Origin of the sequence: Planococcus ruber (assembly GCF_022819085.1) — a bacterium.
Classification (GTDB): Bacteria; Bacillota; Bacilli; order Bacillales_A; family Planococcaceae; genus Planococcus; species Planococcus ruber.
The window spans coordinates 142989-161151 of the sequence record NZ_JALHAG010000004.1 but is presented as its reverse complement, the minus strand read 5'-3'; the positions used below and the strand labels follow the sequence as shown (position 1 = coordinate 161151).

Here is an 18163-nt window from a genome sequence, read left to right as displayed (position 1 = left end):
CGAACCCCTTCCCTAAGCGCGAATCCCCTTCATCAAGAGACGGTGGACTTTTGGCGCCAATTCGACTAAATCATATTTATGATCGTTCATCACCCAAGTGGTGATGGTCTCATCCATTGTACCAAAAACCATTTGACGGGCTAAACGGATATCCATTTTTTCATCGAATTCTCCGTCTTCCATTCCTTTGACCAGGATCTTGTCGAGCAGCAATAAATATCCTCTTAACACGCCATTTATTTTCATTCGAATCTCGGTGTTCGATTGTCTGAGTTCCAATTGGGTCACAATGGCGAGATGCAGATCACTTGCCAGCAGACTAAAATGGCTTTCAATCATCAAACCTAATTTATCCACTGCCGGAATATCGCGAACCAAGATCTGTTCGAGCTTCTCCACAAACACCGCCATCTTTTCTTCAAAAACGGAAATCAGTATATCTTCTTTGTTTTTGAAATAAAGGTAGATGGTGCCGTCAGCTACCCCAGCCTGCTTCGCAATTTTAGATACTTGCGCTTGATGATAGCCATTTTCTGCAATTACCACAACTGCAGCATCTATGATCTGTTTGTATTTTGGCTTATCCTTTTTTACCAAATCATCACCACCCAAAAAAAATATGAAAATATGAATGGCGCTTCATTCATATTTTCATATTATAGGCTATTTATTAAAGTGTCAAGCTTTTATCAGCGCTAGCTTCGTTATGACGGCGTTAGTGGTTGGCTCTTTCCTGCCAATTTAAGAAGGCACCGCTTCATTTTGCTTCGCGACTTCTTCGTCCACTAATGAACGGCGGAGGATTTTTCCGACTGCAGTTTTGGGAAGCTCTTTGCGGAATTCATAGACGCGCGGAACTTTGAATGCTGCCAAATGTTCACGGCAGTATTTATTGAACTCTTCCTCAGAAACAGTATACCCTTCTTTTTGCACAATGTAAGCCTTTACTGTTTCACCGCGGTATGGATCCGGGATTCCGGCTACGACACATTCTTGTACCGCTTCGTGCTCATAAAGGACTTCTTCGATTTCACGCGGGTAGATATTGAATCCGCCTGCAATGATCATGTCTTTTTTGCGGTCGACGATAAAGAAATGGCCGTCTTCATCCATATAGCCGAGATCTCCTGTCAGCAGCCAGCCGTTGACAATCGTCGCAGCGGTATCATCGGGCCGGTTCCAATAGCCTTTCATCACTTGCGGACCCGAAATCGCAATTTCTCCAATTTCTCCTGCCGGCACCTCATCCGTCGTTCCAGGAAGGAAAATTTTACAGTCCGTATCAGGGTACGGGAATCCGATCGACCCTTTGACGCGTTCTCCCCAAATCAGGTTCGAGTGGGTAACCGGCGACGTTTCGGTTAAGCCGTAGCCTTCCACCAGTTTGCCTCCAGTAATTTTCTCGAATTTCTCCTGTACATCAACCGGCAGTGGTGCAGACCCGCTCAGACTGGCTTCAATAGAAGACAAATCGTATTTTCCGATATCCGGATGGTTCATCAGGCCGATATAAAGCGTAGGAGCGCCAGGGAATAAAGTCGGCTTTTGTTTGTTGATCGTTTTAAGTGCCGTTTCTGCGTCAAATTTCGGCAGCAGCACCATTCGGTTTCCTTGCATGACGGAAAGGATCAGCACCGTCGTTAAACCATAAACATGGAATAGCGGAATGATGCCAAGAACCGTTTCTTCGCCCCTTTTGCATTTATAGAGCCATGTATCGCACATCGTCGCATTCGAAATCAAGTTTTTATGCGTCAGCATAACCCCTTTAGGCGAGCCCGTTGTCCCCCCTGTATATTGAAGCAGCGCAAGATCTTCGTTGAAGTCAAATTCAGCAGCTTCAACTTCTTTAGATGCGGTCTTCATCACTTCTGTAAACAAATGATTGACGCCGCGATGCTCCACTTTCACCGATAACCCAGTTTGGCGTTTCTGGATAAATGGGTAAATCATATTTTTCGGGAACGGAAGATAGTCTTTGACTCCAGTAATAATGACGTTTTCCAGTTTTGTATCTTTCACAACTTTTGAAATTCGGGGGAAGAGAATATCCAAAGAAACGATGGCTTTTGCACCGGAGTCGTTCATTTGGTATGCGATTTCCCGTTCTGTGTATAGCGGATTCGTCATCACCACTACCCCGCCAGCATATAGAATCCCGTAGAAACTGATCACGGCCTGCGGACAATTCGGCAGCATGACGGACACCCGGTCGCCTTTTTGGATGCCAAGACCTTGCAAATAATTGGCAAATTTCATCGAGGAATCATAAAGCTCTTCGTAACTCACATCTCTTCCCATGAAATGGATGGCCGTTTTCTTTGGAAATTGTTCATAAGCATGTGTCAGATATTCCTGCACCGGCATACTTTTGTAGTCCAAAGTTTTTGGGACTTCAGGCGGATAATGGGCAAGCCATGGCTTTTCTGTCATTCTTTTTTCCTCCTTTTGATTTTCAAATCGTGTGAATATTCCTATTTTTAATTATATCTGTAAATGATAACGCTTTCAACAGCAAATAAATCCAAGAAAAAAGCAGCCTGCCTTTTCGGCCGACTGCTCAGATTTAGATAATAAACAGAAAAACGATTCCTACGATGATGAATAATGCACAGCATACAAATAGGATCTTGATCAGGTTCTCCATAATTTACAACTCCTAAGAAATACTTGCACCGATGACGAAAGACAGGCCGACTGAGATGGTCAACGAGACGAAGCCGACGGAACGGTTGTCATTTTCAATTTCTTCATCCACTTTGAATTTCGGAGTCAGAAACTCAAATAAAAGATAAGCAAAAATCAATAAAGCAAACCCATACAATCCCCAGCCGATCATTTCCAGCAAGGTATTATGGCGTTCGATGGAAAAGCGGAAAATATTCGTGACGCCGAAAATTTTCCCGCCGGTAGCCATTGCTACCGCTAAATTTCCTTTTTTGATTTCTTCCCAGTTTTTATACTTCGTCACCAATTCAAAAATCACCATGGCGACGATTAAACATAAAACGACAACGCTGAAATATCCCGCCGTTTCCACTAACGGATGTGTCCAAAACCCAGTCTCTGACATGTCTATTCTCCCCTATACGAAATCACTTTAGCTCTGCGACTGTAACACCAGAGCCGCCTTCCCCTGCTTCCCCGAAGCGATAGCTTTTAACTCTCGGATGTTTCTTCAAATATTGCTGGACCCCTGTGCGCAGCGCACCGGTTCCTTTGCCGTGAATGATTGAAACTTGATGGTAATTAGATAGTAACGCATCATCGATATACTTTTCAACACGGACAAGGGCATCTTCATAGCGTTCTCCGCGCAAGTCGAGTTCCAATTTCACATGGCTGTCCCGATTCGACAAGGTTGCCATGGCTCTTGTCTCTTTTTGTTTTTCCGGTTTCGTATACGACAGATCAGATTCCGGCAGCTTCATTTTCAAAATGCCGATCTGGACAATCCATTCGTCCTTGGATACTTTTTCGATCAAAGTTCCTTTTTGTCCGAATGAAATCACTTTGACTTCATCATTCGGTTTCAAGGGCTTCACTTGGTTCGCTTTCGCCGCTCGTTTCAAAACGCGGTTTTCCGGCATTGCTGCCTCGAGACGTTTTTTCGCATCGATCAACTGATGTTCTTTTACTGAAGAAGCTTGGTCCATCTGCATTTTGCGGAGTTCAGACATGACGCTTTCGGCTTCACGGGTTGCTTGTTCCACAATTTTCCGTGCTTTTTCTTTTGCCTTTTCCTGCAGCTTCTCTTTTTGCTCTTCGTATTCCTTCAACTGATTTTCCAGTTCCTTTTTCAAGCGTTCGGATTCTTCCAGCACTTCACTAGAACGTTCCGCATCTTTCTCGGCTTCTCTGCGGCTCGTTTCAAGTGATGCAATCATGGAATCCACTTCACGCCGGTCCGTGCCAGTAAAACTTTTCGCATGGCTGATAATATGCTCCGGGAGACCAAGGCGCTTGGAAATTTCAAACGCATTGCTTCGTCCGGGAACGCCAATCAACAGCCGGTAAGTCGGGCTCAACGTTTCCACATTAAACTCCACGCTGGCATTGGCCACACCTGGACGGTTATAGCCGTACGCCTTCAATTCCGGATAGTGGGTCGTCGCGATGACTCTCGCACCGCGGCCATGCACTTCATCCAGTAAAGAAATCGCCAGCGCTGCCCCTTCCTGCGGATCGGTCCCTGCCCCCAACTCATCAAAAATGACCAGGGAGTTCTCGTCGAATTTCGTTAAGATATCCACGATATTGACCATATGGGAAGAGAACGTACTTAAGCTCTGTTCAATCGACTGCTCATCGCCGATATCGGCAAACACTTGATCAAACACCGCTAGTTCCGATCCTTCAAGTGCTGGAACCGGCAAGCCCGATTGTGCCATCAAGGTGCTTAGCCCAACGGTTTTCAACGTCACCGTTTTCCCGCCGGTATTCGGTCCGGTAATAACGATTGCTGTAATATCGCGCCCGAATTCGATGTCATTCGGCACCACTTCGTCAATTGGAATGAGCGGATGACGTGCTTTTTTCAAATTGATATAGCCTTCTGTATTCATTTCCGGTTTCGAGCATTTATTGGCTGCACCGTATTTCGCTTTCGCAAAAATCATATCGATTTCTCCAAGCACTTCAACCAATAAGAACAATTCGTGCGCCACTTCCTGCACCTGAGCAGAAAGCATTTGGAGAATGCGGTCGATCTCTTCTTTTTCTTTCATCTTCAATCGGCGAACTTCGTTGTTTGCTTGGACAACTGCATCCGGTTCGATGAAAAGAGTCTGGCCGGAAGATGATTGGTCATGCACGATGCCGCCGTAATGGCTCCGGTATTCCTGCTTGACCGGGATAACAAAGCGGTCATTGCGGATCGTCACAATGGAATCTGACAGCATTTTCGAGGCATTTTTTCCGCGGACCAAGCTTTCCAGCCGTTCGCGTACGCGGCTTTCCTGCGCACGGAGCTGCTGGCGGATGGTGCGAAGTGCGGAACTCGCACTGTCCAAAACACCGCCGTTGTCATCGATGCACATATTGATATCGTGTTCGAGCTGCGTCAAGATCGGCATTGATTCTTTCATTTCCAGGAAAAGAGGGATTTGGATCGTCTCTTCTTCCCGAATGCCTTCAAAAAACTGGCGGAGAATGCGGCTCGCCCGGATGGTCGATGACACTTCCATCAATTCCATCGGGCTTAAGCTTCCGCCGATTTGTGCGCGTTTTGCATGCATGCGGATGTCGAAAATGCCGCCCATTGGCACATTCCCTTTTACGCGCAAGATGCTTGCCCCTTCGTCCATCTGTTCCAATAATCGGTTGACTTCATCGATATCCGTCGACGGCAGCAATTTTTCAATATGGGCTTTCCCAAGCGATGAAGTGCAGAAACGTGCCACTTCTTCGCGGATTTTATAATATTCTAGTGTTCTCAATGCGCGTTCAGCGATCAAATGAGACACCTCCTACTTTTTCAAGAATTCTTTAAAGCGTTCAAGCGGCCATGTGTTGACCACATGATCCTTTTTCAGCCAAGCTTTTTGCGCATGCTTGACCCCGGTTTCCATAACATCCAAACCTTCAATGGCGTGCGCGTCTGTATTGATCGCAACCGGCACACCTTTTTCCTGCGCCATTTCCAAATGCTCTACCGCTAAATCAAGGCGGTAAGGACTTGCATTCAATTCAACGATTTTGCCGTATTCTTTTGCCCAGTCCATTAATTGTTCGATATCCGGGTCGTAGCCGCTCCGTTGGCCGATTATGCGGCCGGTCGGATGGGCGATCATATCCACGTGCGGATTTTTCATTGCCGTAAACAGCCGCTCCATGATCTGCTCCTGCGGCTGCTGGAAACTGGAATGGATGCTTGCGATGACAAAATCCAGCTGTTCCAATACCTCGTCGTCAAAATCCAGCGAACCATCCGGCAAAATATCCATTTCCGTGCCGGATAACACTTCAATGTCATCATAGTTTTTATTCAGCTCACGGATTTCCGCATTTTGTTTCAACAAACGTTCAGGCGTCAAGCCATTCGCCACTTTCAAGTACTCGGAATGGTCGGTGATGACCATATATTTATAGCCTTTTGCCCTGCAGCCATCGATCATTTCCGGCAGCGAATGGGCGCCGTCCGACCAAGTGGTGTGCATATGCAAATCCGATTGGATGTCTGTTAAATCGACAAGATCCGGCAATTCCTCAAGACGGTCGAGTTCCCGGCCATCTTCCCTGACAGACGGCGGAATGAAAGGCAGACCGAAATGGTCATAGAAATCCGTTTCGGAAGTGAACGTTGCAATCGAGCCGTCTTCCTGCTCTACGCCGTACTCACTGATTTTCTTGTTCTGCGATTTGGCCAATTGGCGCATTTTCACGTTATGATCCTTTGATCCGGTGAAGTGGTGAAGCGCTGTCGTGAATTCTTCCGGCGCCACCAGACGGAAATCGATATCGATCAGATCCTGGAATTCCACGGTCACCGATACTTTCGTTTCGCCGGAAGCAATCGTTTCCTGGACAGGCAATGCAGCTAAGAGCTGATCTTTGACGACTAGAGGAGCGTCCGTTGCTACAATAAAATCGAGATCCTTGCTCGTTTCTTTCGTCCGGCGGAAACTGCCCGCTACCGAAAATTCGGCGACTTCCTGGATGTTTGACAGAATCTCAGAGATAAATTCAACGGCTTCTTCCGTTTTCCAGATCGGATGTCGGCCTGGACGGGATTCAAAATCGGTCAATTCCTTGAGAATTTTGTCTTCTGACTTCGGACCGAATCCCGGAAGCTTCTGAATTTCGTGGTCTAGGCAAGCCTGCTTTAAGCTTTCCGCGGAATCGATTCCCAGTTCCTTGTAGAGCTTCGCAATCTTCTTGCCGCCCAAGCCCTGCAATTTCATCAATGGAATCAGCCCTTTCGGCACTTCTTCCTGCAATTCCTCAAGCACCGTGGATTTCCCGCTGTCGATCAATTCCAGAATGACATCACCCGTTCCTTTCCCGATACCTTTCAGTTTCGTTACATCTCCTAATTCATCCAAGCTCCGTTGGTCGAGCTCAAGCGCTTGCGCGGCTTTTCGGAAAGCCGATACTTTAAACGGGTTTTCCCCTTTTAATTCCATATATAACGCAATTTTTTCGAGTGTTCTGATGATGATTTTCTTATTCATACAGACAGACCTCCAGATTTAGACTTAAAAAAACTTCCCTCCAGTAAGAGAGAAGTTACTGCTTACATATAAATATACCACCATTCTTTTACTTTCTCCGAGAAATAAGGCGTATGCTCCAGCATCATTTGGGCGATTCCGGAATTCTCCAGCTGATTCTGGATTACCTCCATCGGAAGCAGTGCAAACACATAGATAAAGATGAATAGGAGTATGTATACTTCGATAAAACCGAGTACGGCGCCGAGCACTTTGCTGATAAATCCGAGCACCGGCAAATACTTCAAGAAATCGAACATGGACGCAAGAAGCTGCAGGCCGAATTTCACCGCAAAGAAAATCAAGGCAAAGGCAAACAACTGGTAAAACGTCTGGTCCAGATCCAGCTGTTCAATGGCAATCGTGAAACGCGATTCATCGTTGACAGCCGGATACGGGATCCACAGGACAAAATATTCCGAGAGCGGTTTATAATAGAGATAAGCGACAACGAGCGCCACGATAAAGCCAACCATATGGATCAGCTGAAGGACCAGTCCCCGTTTCGCACCGACAATTATGCCGCCGATCAATAAAATCAATAAAATAATATCAAGCATCTACGTCAACCCTTCAACTTTCTCAATTCATTTTCTAATTGTTCTACCCGCTCTTTCAGTTTAAGATATTCATGAGCCGTATTGACGGCGGCCAAAACGGCCAGTTTCGAACTATCGAGAGATGGATTCATCGCATGGAACTCGCGCATACTTTCATCCACCATCGATGCCACTTGCCGCATATGGCCGGATGTTTCCGTGCCGACAATTTTATAGGTATCGCCGTAAATTTCGACTGAAGTCGTTATTTTCTGTTCATCCGACAATGCTCCACCCCTCCTTAGAAATGCTATAGATAATCATAACATGAACACGCGTACAATGTGAATCATAAGAAAGGAGGCGCCTTCATGTCAAATATTGTGTTGAAACTTCCGGAGGAAAGTCTCCTCCAACTCATTGCCCATTACAAGCCGAACCAAACGGCTGCGAAAGCGCCTTATGTCCGCTTTACTGCCAAACTAGCGGATACAGTCGTCACAGTCTATACTTCCGGAAAAGCCATGTTCCAAGGCGCTGGCGCCGAGCGGGAAGCTGCGCGTTGGGGAGAACCTGAAGCCGCAAAATTAGTCGTGGCCAAAGGCGATCAGCTGCCGCCGGACTTCGAGAAACTTTCCGTACTCGGTTCTGACGAAACCGGAACCGGCGATTTCTTTGGGCCGATTACCGTGGCCGCCTGCTACGTACCGGCGGAGAAAGTAGCGCTCGCCCACGAGCTTGGCGTAAAGGATTCCAAGCAGCTGACGGACGATTGGATGCGCCGCGTGGCTCCTGATTTAAAGGCCGCTTTTGCCCATAGCGTCCTGACCTTAAAAAACGAAAAATACAACCGCGTGCAGGAGCAAGGCTGGTCGCAAGGAAAAATCAAAGCGTTGATGCACAACCAGGCATTGAAGCACGTGTTGCGGAAAATTGTACCGGAAAAGCCTGCTGCCATCTTAATCGACCAATTTGCTGAACGCGGCATCTACTACAAGCACATCAAAGATGAAAAAGAAATCATCCAGGAAAATGTCCTGTTCTCGACAAAAGCGGAAGGCCTCCACGTTTCCGTTGCCTGCGCATCCATCATTGCGCGTGTCGCTTTCTTGGAAGAAATGGACCGCATGAGCAGCGAAACCGGTATCACCTTGCCAAAAGGCGCCGGAAAAATCGTGGATGAAGCGGCCGCCAAGATTTTATTGAAGCACGGCGAGAGCTATTTAAAAAACATCACAAAAGCCCATTTTGCCAATACGAAAAAAGCTCAAGCATTGGCGAATAAAAAACGCTACTAAGATTCTTTTGGAATATTCTTATTTTATCATTCTTAAGAAAGATTACTAGCACATCTTGATTACAAAATGATTACTTGCATCCTTATAAAGATGGACAGAAAAAAGCAGAATCTTGGGATTCTGCTTTTTTCAATTATAATGAATTATTTATAAATCGGATTTACAGTTGGTTCAACTGACCATATTATTTCATTTGCTTTTTTAGGAGGCTCAGGACAACCAGCGCCAATTGGAATTGAGCCCTTATAATCAGACAGGTCTTGATCAGGTACTCCAGTAACTTTACCAGCTACATAAATCTGGGCGTTATTGATTTTTTCAGGAGGATTCTTAAAATATGCGTTCCCATAAACTACAATGTAAACTTTTCCGCTCATATTTTTTGTATTTGTTCCTAGTACGGTAAGGTTCCCGCCCACGACCACACATGTATGATTATTCATTACAAATCCGCCTTCAACATATAAATCGTTTTTTACTAGCATATTCGTATTTTTATTTCCGTTTACAGAATCTATGTTTCTAGTAACGTGAATATTTTCTTTATTTGAAAAATATCCATTTTCAGGAATAACCAAGTTTCCAATTACTTTCTCCGTTGAATTAGTTTGTGGAGGCGGCGAGTGATTACCGCTTCCAGACGTTTTTTCAGTGCCGCTAATTATTATTGTTGCGTCGATGTCCTTCGAGATACTTTTATTGTTTAAAACTTCTGACGTTCCTTTGCTTGTGATATATATTTCTATTTTATTGTTTTCAAAAGTCACCGGCTCTTTAGTTTGTCTAACTGTATACTGCCCTTCCGTTAAGATGCCTATTTTAATTAACTCTTTTTTTATAGCAGTTTTATCTAACTCTGCATTTAAGTTTAAAATTTTTACTATTTCTTCTTTATAATGCAGCACACCCATCTCCGCCTGATGCCTCGCTTGCACTTGATCTTCTTTCACATTAAATTGCTTGTTTGCGTTTATATTCATTGCTAACAAGCCCATGCCTAGAGTGGTGAAAACAACAACCAGCAATATAACCATGACTAACGCATAGCCATTTTCATTTTTGATATATCTCACTTTCATCCCCCTTACCGCAGCTTGCTAAAAGTGGTATTAATTTTGTGTTGGCTCCCTTGATTGGAGGTTAATTCCATACTAAATTTCACGTCTTGAACCCGTTCGATTGAAAGTGTAGTGGAATTATAATCATAGCCTTCTGAAATCTTATTTCCATTCAGGAATAAAAATTCCGGATTTCCTCCAGACTTTATTTCTAATTTGATTGGCTCTTTGCTATTCTTCAAATACTCGCTTCTAATCGCTTCTACTATGTAATTTGCTTCTTGTTGTATTCTTTGGTTTGCGGTAGATCTCACGGACGCTTTCGATCCATTGACGAATACAGATACTGCTAAAGCCATAATGATTCCCACAATTGCTAATGCCGCTAGTATCTCCATTAAAGATATTCCACGTTCATTCTTCATGGCGCCACACCACCAGCCGGATTGAAGTACATTTCAGTTACAAAATCTTTGCTTTTCATCTTGCTTTGAGAAGTGTTTTTTACGGTTATGATAGCTTTTGCCAACTTCGTGTTAGCTGGACCGCTAGCTACAGTGACGGAAATTTCAAAGTTCTTGTACTTATTATGCGGTATCGCCGTTTTTCCTTGCCGAATTTCTCCCATTACATCTTCCGCTACTTCTACCGCTGTTAACTTCTCGCTATTGTGGACAGTAAATTTCGCAGACTGAGCAAAAAATGACATGAATGATATTAGCACAATTCCTAAAATAACAGTGGCGGCTAAAATTTCTACTAATGTTAATCCTTTCTGGCTATTTAGCGTTTTAATCATTTAGAACCTCCGCTACCTGAATTTTTACCTTTTTCTTTATAATTAATTAATATTACAACTTTACCATATTTATGGAATTAAAGTAGTTAATTTTTTACTTTTTTTTTTTCGAAGGTCTTTATTCTCATAAAAAAAGAAGAAGCGGAATCTTATTGATTCCCCTTCTTCTGCTTATCCCTTTAGTTAACTCCGAAGTTCCGCCCCGACTTCTGTCAAAGCTTTCAATACTTTATCATGTACCGCTACAACTTCTTCATCTGTCAATGTTTTTTCTGGATCAAAGTACGTCAATGTAAACGCTACTGATTTCTTGCCTGCTTCCATCTTATCGCCTTCGTATAGGTCAAATACGCGGACGTCTTTCAGCAATTTGCCTCCAGCTGTTCGAATGACTTTCTCAATCGTGCCTGCTTCCACAATTTTTGATAGGACGAGGGCGATATCACGTGTGATCGATGGATAGCGCGAAACTGGCGTGTAAAGCAATGGATCCGCAGCCAGCTCTAGCAATGCTGCCAAGTTCAGTTCCAGCACCACGGTCGTTTTCAAATCACGTTCTTTTTGTTCGGTCGGATGCAATTGGCCAATAACGCCGATCCGCTGGCCATCAAGAATGATGAAAGCCGTTCTCCCTGGATGGAGGTCGTCCATCTGCCCGCGTTCAAATGTCAATTCAACGCCAAGCTTCTCAGCAAGCCCTTCGACGATGCCTTTCAATACAAAGAAATCAACCGGTTTCTTCTCGCCTTGCCAGCTGTTGTCGAGCCATAAGCCCGTCATCGCGATCGCCAGATGCTCTTCTTCATTCGATAGTTCTTCATCGGTTTTCAAGAATACAGCACCGGTTTCATACAGAGCGACCGAATCGATGCGGCGAGCCGTATTGTAAGTCACAGAGTCGAGCAGGTGCGGAAGCAAGCTTTGGCGCAGAATGCTACGCTCTTCGCTCATCGGCATCAGGAGTCTCGTTGTGTCCGTCTCCGTCAACGCAAATTGCTTCGCAGACTTCTCGGAAGTCAATGAATACGTCGTTGCTTGCAGGAGGCCTGCCCCTTCCAAGAAATGGCGCACAATGCGGCGCTTCGCTTGATACGGCGTCAAACCGCCTGGACGCGCTTCCGTTTCCGGCAAGGTGGCTGGAATTTCATCGTAGCCGTATAGGCGCGCGATTTCTTCCACAACGTCTTCTTCAATTTGGATGTCCTGTCTGCGGGTCGGCACCGAAATGATCAATTGGTTGTTCGCCGCTTCCGTTTTGAACTTCAAGCGCTCCAGGATTTCCAGCATATCTTCAAATGGAATTTTCATTCCAAGGCGGGTATTAATAAAATCAGGTCTTACTTTCACGATTTTCTCTTCGCGCTCTAATTCGTCGAAAATGACCGATCCAGCCAGCACTTCTCCGCCTGCAAGTTCAGCGATGAGGCTTGCGGCACGTTCAGCTGCTGGAATGACCCGGTTCGGATCGACGCCTTTTTCGTAGCGGGAACTGGCGTCGCTTCGCAAGCCGTGGTCTTTCGAAGTTTGGCGAATCGATCCCGATGCGAAATAGGCCGATTCGATGACAATCGTCGTTGTCGAATCGCTTACTTCTGAATTTGCACCGCCCATTACGCCTGCAAGTGCTACCGGTTCCTTGCCGTTTGTGATCACTAAATGATGAGGCGACAATTTGCGTTCTGCATCATCCAAAGTCGTGATCATTTCATCTTGCTTCGCATGGCGGACCGTAATGTTCCCGGTTTTCAAAGAATCGTAGTCAAACGCATGCAGCGGCTGGCCATATTCCATCAAGACGAAGTTCGTCACGTCGACGACGTTATTGTGCGGACGGACGCCTGCTGCCATGAGACGCTGCTGCAGCCACATCGGCGATTCTTTCACTTCGATGTTGCGGATGACTTTTGCGACATACAACGGATTTGCTTCCGGTGCGTCAATGTTCAATGTCAGCATCGACTCAGCCGTTTCTGCCGCTTCTGTATATGTGGCTTCCGGCAGCTTCACTTCTTCCGATAAAATAGCGCCGACTTCATATGCCACGCCCAGCATGCTCATGGCATCTGCACGGTTTGGCGTTAAGCCCAGTTCAAGTACCGTATCGTCAAGATCGAAGTTCGTCACCACGTCAGAACCGATTTCTGCGTTTTCCGGAAGCACGTATATGCCTTCTGCATAAGCTTTCGGCACCAATTTCCCTTCGATTCCAAGTTCCTGAAGCGAGCAGATCATTCCGTTCGAAACTTCTCCGCGGAGCTTCGCTTTTTTGATTTTGATGCCGCCTGGCAATTTAGCGCCTGGACGGGCAACGATCACTTTTTGACCTGCTGCGATATTCGGGGCGCCGCAGATGATTTGCTGGATGCCGTCTTCTCCGACGTTCACTTGGCAAATCGATAATTTGTCCGCTTCCGGATGCTTTTCGCACGATTCTACGTAGCCGACGACAACGTTCGTCATGCCGTGTGAACGGTCGATGACTGCGTCCACTTCGATTCCTGAACGAGTGATTTTCTCACCCAGTTCAGCGGGATCTAACTCTTGTGTATTGACATATTCTTTCAACCATTTAATGGATACGAGCATGTTTGATTTCCTCCTTAAACTTCAGTGCGCTGGAATTGGGATAAAAAGCGGACATCATTGGTATAGAAATGGCGGATGTCTTCTACGCCGTATTTCAGCATTGCGATACGCTCCGGCCCCATGCCGAAAGCAAATCCTGTCAGGCGTTTTGAATCATAGCCGGCCATTTCAAGTACGTTCGGGTGCACCATTCCAGCTCCCAGAATTTCAATCCAACCGGTTTTCTTGCAGACGTTGCAGCCAGTCCCGCCGCATTTGAAGCAAGAAATATCCATTTCAACGGAAGGCTCAGTGAACGGGAAGAAGCTTGGACGAAGACGGATTTCACGATCATTGCCGAACATTTTCTTCGCAAATACAGACAACGTTCCTTTTAAATCACTCATACGGATATCTTCGCCGATGACCAAACCTTCGATCTGTGTGAATTGGTGGGAATGCGTTGCATCGTCATTGTCGCGGCGATAGACTTTCCCCGGGCAAATGATTTTGATCGGCTCGCCGCCTTTCGCTTCCATCGTACGCGCTTGGACAGGCGACGTATGCGTACGAAGCAAAATATCTTCGGTAATATAGAAAGAATCCTGCATATCACGCGCCGGATGGCCTTTCGGCAAATTCAGCGCTTCAAAATTGTAATAATCTTTTTCAACTTCCGGGCCTTCCGCAATTTCATAGCCCATCGAAATGAATAAATCCTCGATTTCTTCAATAACACGCGTTAACGGATGCGGATTTCCGGTGCGGACAGGGCGTCCTGGCAAGGTGATATCAATGGTCTCGCTTTGCAATTTGATGTTGATCGCTTCTTCTTCCAAAATGACCATGCGTTCTTCTAATGTTGTCGTGACTTCTTCACGGACAACGTTTACAAGCGCGCCCATTTTCGGACGCTCTTCAGCCGGCAATTTCCCCATGCTTTTCAAAAGATCGGTAATCGGCCCCTTTTTCCCTAAATAAGCGACACGGACGTCATTCAATTCTTTCACATTCGCTGCTGCTGCAATTTTTTCAAGCGCTTCTGTTTTCAATGCCTGCAATTGTGCTTCCATCTTTTCTCCTCCTTAAACATAAAAAAGCCCCGTCCCCAAAAAGGGACGAGGCATTATTCGCGGTACCACCCTAGTTATTGCGCCAGGCGCAATCACTCGTTTACGTAACGGCTCTTCACCGGCCTATCTTTACAGCAGCTTGCTGGTCCCGACAGGCAGCTCGCGGGGTGAACTTCTGAAGTTTCTCGCATATCCGCACTTCCAGCCAAGGCGCAGACTCTCTTGATGCAACGGCACAACGTACTTTTCCCGGTCACAGCTTTTCTTATTTACTATTCAATTATACGAAATTGCGTCCATTTAATCAAATCAGTTTTTCGGAACTAAACTATACAGCAAAATTCCGGTTGCGACCGCTACGTTCAACGATTCCGCTTCGCCGTAGAGCGGCACCATCAAATTGCGGTCCGTTTTCTGCAAAAGGACCGGATCCACACCGCTTCCTTCATTGCCGACGATCAAAGCGAACGCTTCCTGGCTCTCCACTTCATGAACCGGTGTGGAATTAATCAAGGCCGTGCCGAATAATGCGATGCCGCGTTCTTTTAATTGCCCAGTCCATTCTTCCAACTCGCCTCGGACGACGGGAATCTGGAAATGCGACCCTTGCGCCGAACGCACCGTTTTCGGATTGAACGGATCCGCGCAGCCTTTTCCTAAAACGACCGCATCGATGCCGCTTGCAGATGCGGTGCGGATCATCGTGCCAATGTTGCCCGGATCTTGGACTGCATCAATCAGCAAAAGTTTTGTCCATTGCTGCTGATCCGCTTCTGTGAATTCCAGCTGCGCACAGTGAGCGAAAATTCCTTGGGAATGCTCCGTTTCGGAAATCTCTTTTGCAACAGCCGCTGTCACAGAATACATTGGCACATCGTCCACATTCCAATCAGCGGGGATGTCCACGCCTTCCCGGACGATCATTGACTTGATGGCATCTTTTTTCTTCAGCGCCTCTTCTGTCAAATGAAAGCCTTCTACCAGGAATTCGGTAAATTTATCCCGTTCTTTTCGGGTAGTGACAAGCTTCTTCCAATGCTTCACGAGCGAGTTTTGCGTCGATTCAATTCTTTTCATGTTCAGTTCACGCCTTTATTTCAGAATAGCTCAAGTATAGCATATTAAGGAAAAGCAGAGGTGCCTGTTCAGCTCTGGCAGCCGTTTAGATTCGACACGCATAAGATGGGCTGGCGCCCGGTGTTAAATTTCTCTCGTGAAAAAATCGAAGCCGAGTGCGGTTGCGAGCCCGAAAACAAGTGTCCATAAACCGATGCTGACGGTGAGCCAAATCGTCGTATTGCGTTTGGTGGCACCGAGCGTCATTCCGATAAATGCCGCAATATGAGTGCCGATTAAAATCGGGCCAAGCAATGCGAGCCCAGGCAATCCGTATTTATTCCAAATGGCTTTCGCCCGTTCGCTTTTCTTCGAACCCGTCTTTCCTTTCGCTTCTTGCCGCTTCAAGTACCAATCCTTGAATTTATCAAACCCGATGATCAAGGCGAGCACCGTCAACATATTGCCGACAAATGCCATGACCATCACCCAAAAAGGAGACAGGCCCCAGACAATGCCGAGCGGAATGACCAATGCAATTTCAAGCCACGGAATGGCGGCGCCAAGGAAAACGAGAAAGTATTCATAAATCATTCTGTTTCCTCCTTAAAGTGTTTTCGGACTTCGAGGTAGTAAATCAAATATTGGCCAAATGCGATCGCGAGAATTCCGTAAATGATGAGCAGCTTTGGCAACGGCAAGAGGATGACAAGAGTCGCGAGAAGCGGAAGCGCAAGCGTAATGAAACTATAAACTTTCTGCACCGCTTTTCGCGTAATGTACGTCATGCCTTCATCCTGCTCCAAATACTCAGGCGGACGGATGGCCAGCGGCGAAATCTTTTGCGACGGATTTTCCTTGTTGTGCTTTTTGAGCCGCGCCATAAAGATCACAAGCATTGCAAAATAAAGGAGGATTGAACAAAACACGAGAAAGCCTTCAAGCGCCTCCAATTTGATGGTGAAGCTCGTTTCATTCTCTGTATTGACGAACTCCGTAATTGGCGAATTCAACCCAAACGCCAACACGCCTAGCAATAAAATAAAAGCCATCATCCATAGCGGATAATTCAAGCGGAAATCATTTTTCATTGTACTCCTCCTCTTCGAGCCAAAATAAGTCGTCCACTTTTGTTTCCAAGGCATCAGCAAGTTTCAAAGCAAGCGTAATCGAAGGCGAAAATTCCCCTTTCTCAATAAACGCAATCGTCTGCCGCGTCACATCCACCCGCTTGCCCAGATCACTTTGCGTAAATCCATAGCGCGCCCGCAATTCCTTTACGCGATTTTTCAGCATCTACTTCCTCCTCCCTTTGTAGATGTTCGGTTTATATAACATAATGTATAGTATAGTTAACATTTAGTCAAGTAGGGTTAACATTAGATTCTTCTATTATTTCGGGTTTTGGGATTTATTTGCGGAATACTAGGTGTTGTTTGCGGAAAGAGGAAGTTTGTTTGCGGAATCGGATGTTTTATTTGCGGAATTTACACGTTTATTTGCGCAATAAGAGACTTTATTTGCAGCAACCAAAAAAAGCTCTTCACTAAGAGTGAAAAGCTAATCGTTTTTCTTTATTCGATAGGTCCGGTTCCGCAATGCGCCTGCTGGTTCAAGATCAAAGGCTGCCAATAAACGAGATGCAGCATACATTGATTCGAGCTTGGAAAATTTCCGTAGCTGTTTATTGCTGATCTGTTGGTCAATTAACGAAAAATATTCTTGGACAGTTTGTTGAAAAGCGCATGGATTCGCACCATTGCAGATTGCACAGACCCACCCGATTTTATGCTTGTGCAACATACTGTGCTTCTTGCAATGAGTGCACAGAATTCCGGCTTCCAATTCTTCCGGATCAATAACATATAATTGGCATAAAGGAAGTCGCTTATAAGGATTTTGGTGCTTTTGGAGAAGTTTATCTACTTTCGATAAATTTAGATGAGTGACTTTTGGGGGGAAAGTCTGAAGGATGGCGAAAAGATAATCGATCAGTTGATAGGTCTTGCACACGTAAATATTTTTAGGTTTTGCCATAAATTCACAATGCTTCGATGTAAAAACAACGACGCCTTTAACCGGCAAATTTATTTTATGCCGCTTAAAAAACATTGCCAGAAAACGAATGTGTTTATTCAATTGGATGGCCGGATCTTCCATTACAGTCCGAACGCCTTCCATATCGGTCCTCGAAAATTCATCTGTCAGTTCATCAAAATGGATTTGGCCACTGATGTTTTTAGACTCAATGATGACTGCTCCTCTTTCCGTCAGCAATAAGCCATCCATCTGCACTTTCCAATCTCCTAGCGACAGGCAAACATTTCGGAGAAAACGGTGACTGTCTTCCGATACAAATTCACTGAACTTCCTTTGCAGCCTCTCTTCTCCCCGCTTGCCGGCAGCCGTCCTGTAATGCTCGACTTTCAGAAACGGAAGCTTCGGATGATTTTCAGGCAGCCGGTACATCAGCCTTTCCAGCGACTCAGTTTCGGACAATAAAGAGATCCTTTTTTTACTCATTGAACACCTCCTAAAAGAATAACTGAAGTATATCACCGAAT

At 45.6% G+C, this 18163-nt stretch carries 18 protein-coding genes and 1 other annotated feature; of the genes, 1 reads left to right on the top strand and 17 read right to left on the bottom strand.

Annotation, left to right across the window (positions count from 1 at the left end; translation table 11 throughout):
- Window positions 1-12 precede the first annotated feature (12 nt).
- The 7 genes from MTR82_RS08690 to zapA all read right to left on the bottom strand — a co-directional run bounded on the left by MTR82_RS08690 (window position 13) and on the right by zapA (window position 8037).
- Window positions 13-597: a TetR/AcrR family transcriptional regulator gene (locus MTR82_RS08690; RefSeq protein ID WP_052651969.1), complete on the bottom strand. Its 585-nt coding sequence runs from the start codon at window positions 595-597 to the stop codon at window positions 13-15.
- 144 nt (window positions 598-741) lie between these two features.
- Window positions 742-2433: an AMP-binding protein gene (locus tag MTR82_RS08685; RefSeq protein WP_246808730.1), complete on the bottom strand. Its 1692-nt coding sequence runs from the start codon at window positions 2431-2433 to the stop codon at window positions 742-744.
- A gap of 226 nt (window positions 2434-2659) precedes the next feature.
- The gene (locus MTR82_RS08680; protein WP_052651971.1) at window positions 2660-3073 is read right to left on the bottom strand and encodes a DUF350 domain-containing protein; all 414 of its coding nucleotides are present in this window, start codon (window positions 3071-3073) and stop codon (window positions 2660-2662) included.
- A gap of 22 nt (window positions 3074-3095) precedes the next feature.
- Entirely contained in the window at window positions 3096-5456 is a 2361-nt protein-coding gene (locus tag MTR82_RS08675; RefSeq protein ID WP_246808729.1) for an endonuclease MutS2, read from the bottom strand.
- Window positions 5457-5468: 12 nt separating this feature from the next.
- Complete coding sequence (gene polX, locus MTR82_RS08670) at window positions 5469-7172, bottom strand: DNA polymerase/3'-5' exonuclease PolX (protein ID WP_246808728.1); 1704 nt, start codon at window positions 7170-7172, stop codon at window positions 5469-5471.
- Between the two features lie 62 nt (window positions 7173-7234).
- Window positions 7235-7771, bottom strand: a complete 537-nt coding sequence (locus MTR82_RS08665; RefSeq protein WP_246808727.1) for a CvpA family protein — start codon at window positions 7769-7771, stop codon at window positions 7235-7237.
- Between the two features lie 5 nt (window positions 7772-7776).
- Window positions 7777-8037, bottom strand: coding sequence for a cell division protein ZapA (zapA, locus tag MTR82_RS08660; protein WP_052651975.1), 261 nt, complete (start codon window positions 8035-8037; stop codon window positions 7777-7779).
- 84 nt (window positions 8038-8121) lie between these two features.
- On the opposite strand from zapA, the gene rnhC reads away from it, so the two are divergent.
- The gene (rnhC, locus tag MTR82_RS08655) at window positions 8122-9048 is read left to right on the top strand and encodes a ribonuclease HIII (protein WP_246808726.1); all 927 of its coding nucleotides are present in this window, start codon (window positions 8122-8124) and stop codon (window positions 9046-9048) included.
- Between the two features lie 143 nt (window positions 9049-9191).
- Here the strand turns inward: rnhC and MTR82_RS08650 are convergent, their stop codons facing one another.
- The 10 genes from MTR82_RS08650 to MTR82_RS08605 form a co-directional block, all read right to left on the bottom strand.
- Window positions 9192-10121 carry a hypothetical protein gene (locus MTR82_RS08650; RefSeq protein WP_246808725.1) on the bottom strand — a complete coding sequence of 310 codons (930 nt, stop codon included), beginning with the start codon at window positions 10119-10121 and terminating at the stop codon, window positions 9192-9194.
- Between the two features lie 11 nt (window positions 10122-10132).
- On the bottom strand, window positions 10133-10531 hold the full coding sequence (locus tag MTR82_RS08645) for a type II secretion system protein (RefSeq protein ID WP_246808724.1): 399 nt from the start codon (window positions 10529-10531) through the stop codon (window positions 10133-10135).
- Entirely contained in the window at window positions 10528-10905 is a 378-nt protein-coding gene (locus MTR82_RS08640) for a type IV pilus modification PilV family protein (protein WP_246808723.1), read from the bottom strand. Before MTR82_RS08640 ends, MTR82_RS08645 begins: the two co-directional genes overlap by 4 nt.
- Before the next feature lie 183 nt (window positions 10906-11088).
- Complete coding sequence (pheT, locus tag MTR82_RS08635) at window positions 11089-13491, bottom strand: phenylalanine--tRNA ligase subunit beta (RefSeq protein ID WP_246808722.1); 2403 nt, start codon at window positions 13489-13491, stop codon at window positions 11089-11091.
- 14 nt (window positions 13492-13505) lie between these two features.
- Window positions 13506-14543, bottom strand: a complete 1038-nt coding sequence (pheS, locus tag MTR82_RS08630; protein WP_246808721.1) for a phenylalanine--tRNA ligase subunit alpha — start codon at window positions 14541-14543, stop codon at window positions 13506-13508.
- 38 nt (window positions 14544-14581) lie between these two features.
- Window positions 14582-14809 (bottom strand) — a binding site (T-box leader).
- 43 nt (window positions 14810-14852) lie between these two features.
- Complete coding sequence (locus tag MTR82_RS08625) at window positions 14853-15620, bottom strand: TrmH family RNA methyltransferase (protein WP_246808720.1); 768 nt, start codon at window positions 15618-15620, stop codon at window positions 14853-14855.
- A gap of 123 nt (window positions 15621-15743) precedes the next feature.
- Window positions 15744-16193 (bottom strand): small multi-drug export protein, encoded by a 450-nt coding sequence (locus tag MTR82_RS08620; protein WP_246808719.1) that lies wholly within the window; start codon window positions 16191-16193, stop codon window positions 15744-15746.
- Window positions 16190-16690, bottom strand: a complete 501-nt coding sequence (locus MTR82_RS08615) for a hypothetical protein (RefSeq protein WP_246808718.1) — start codon at window positions 16688-16690, stop codon at window positions 16190-16192. The genes MTR82_RS08620 and MTR82_RS08615 overlap by 4 nt, the downstream gene beginning before the upstream one ends.
- On the bottom strand, window positions 16680-16895 hold the full coding sequence (locus MTR82_RS08610) for a helix-turn-helix transcriptional regulator (RefSeq protein ID WP_246808717.1): 216 nt from the start codon (window positions 16893-16895) through the stop codon (window positions 16680-16682). The genes MTR82_RS08615 and MTR82_RS08610 overlap by 11 nt, the downstream gene beginning before the upstream one ends.
- A gap of 264 nt (window positions 16896-17159) precedes the next feature.
- Window positions 17160-18122 (bottom strand): nuclease-related domain-containing protein, encoded by a 963-nt coding sequence (locus MTR82_RS08605; RefSeq protein WP_246808716.1) that lies wholly within the window; start codon window positions 18120-18122, stop codon window positions 17160-17162.
- Between the last annotated feature and the right edge of the window lie 41 nt (window positions 18123-18163).

What these genes read in the sequence shown, in the direction of transcription:
- MTR82_RS08680 (WP_052651971.1), bottom strand. Translation starts at nt 3,073, where the DNA reads ATGTCAGAGACTGGGTTTTGGACACATCCGTTAGTGGAAACGGCGGGA.
- MTR82_RS08665 (WP_246808727.1), bottom strand. Translation starts at nt 7,771, where the DNA reads ATGCTTGATATTATTTTATTGATTTTATTGATCGGCGGCATAATTGTC.
- MTR82_RS08610 (WP_246808717.1), bottom strand. Translation starts at nt 16,895, where the DNA reads ATGCTGAAAAATCGCGTAAAGGAATTGCGGGCGCGCTATGGATTTACG.
- rnhC (WP_246808726.1), top strand. Translation starts at nt 8,122, where the DNA reads ATGTCAAATATTGTGTTGAAACTTCCGGAGGAAAGTCTCCTCCAACTC.
- MTR82_RS08615 (WP_246808718.1), bottom strand. Translation starts at nt 16,690, where the DNA reads ATGAAAAATGATTTCCGCTTGAATTATCCGCTATGGATGATGGCTTTT.
- MTR82_RS08685 (WP_246808730.1), bottom strand. Translation starts at nt 2,433, where the DNA reads ATGACAGAAAAGCCATGGCTTGCCCATTATCCGCCTGAAGTCCCAAAA.
- MTR82_RS08640 (WP_246808723.1), bottom strand. Translation starts at nt 10,905, where the DNA reads ATGATTAAAACGCTAAATAGCCAGAAAGGATTAACATTAGTAGAAATT.
- pheS (WP_246808721.1), bottom strand. Translation starts at nt 14,543, where the DNA reads ATGGAAGCACAATTGCAGGCATTGAAAACAGAAGCGCTTGAAAAAATT.
- pheT (WP_246808722.1), bottom strand. Translation starts at nt 13,491, where the DNA reads ATGCTCGTATCCATTAAATGGTTGAAAGAATATGTCAATACACAAGAG.
- MTR82_RS08605 (WP_246808716.1), bottom strand. Translation starts at nt 18,122, where the DNA reads ATGAGTAAAAAAAGGATCTCTTTATTGTCCGAAACTGAGTCGCTGGAA.
- polX (WP_246808728.1), bottom strand. Translation starts at nt 7,172, where the DNA reads ATGAATAAGAAAATCATCATCAGAACACTCGAAAAAATTGCGTTATAT.
- MTR82_RS08620 (WP_246808719.1), bottom strand. Translation starts at nt 16,193, where the DNA reads ATGATTTATGAATACTTTCTCGTTTTCCTTGGCGCCGCCATTCCGTGG.
- MTR82_RS08625 (WP_246808720.1), bottom strand. Translation starts at nt 15,620, where the DNA reads ATGAAAAGAATTGAATCGACGCAAAACTCGCTCGTGAAGCATTGGAAG.
- MTR82_RS08645 (WP_246808724.1), bottom strand. Translation starts at nt 10,531, where the DNA reads ATGAAGAATGAACGTGGAATATCTTTAATGGAGATACTAGCGGCATTA.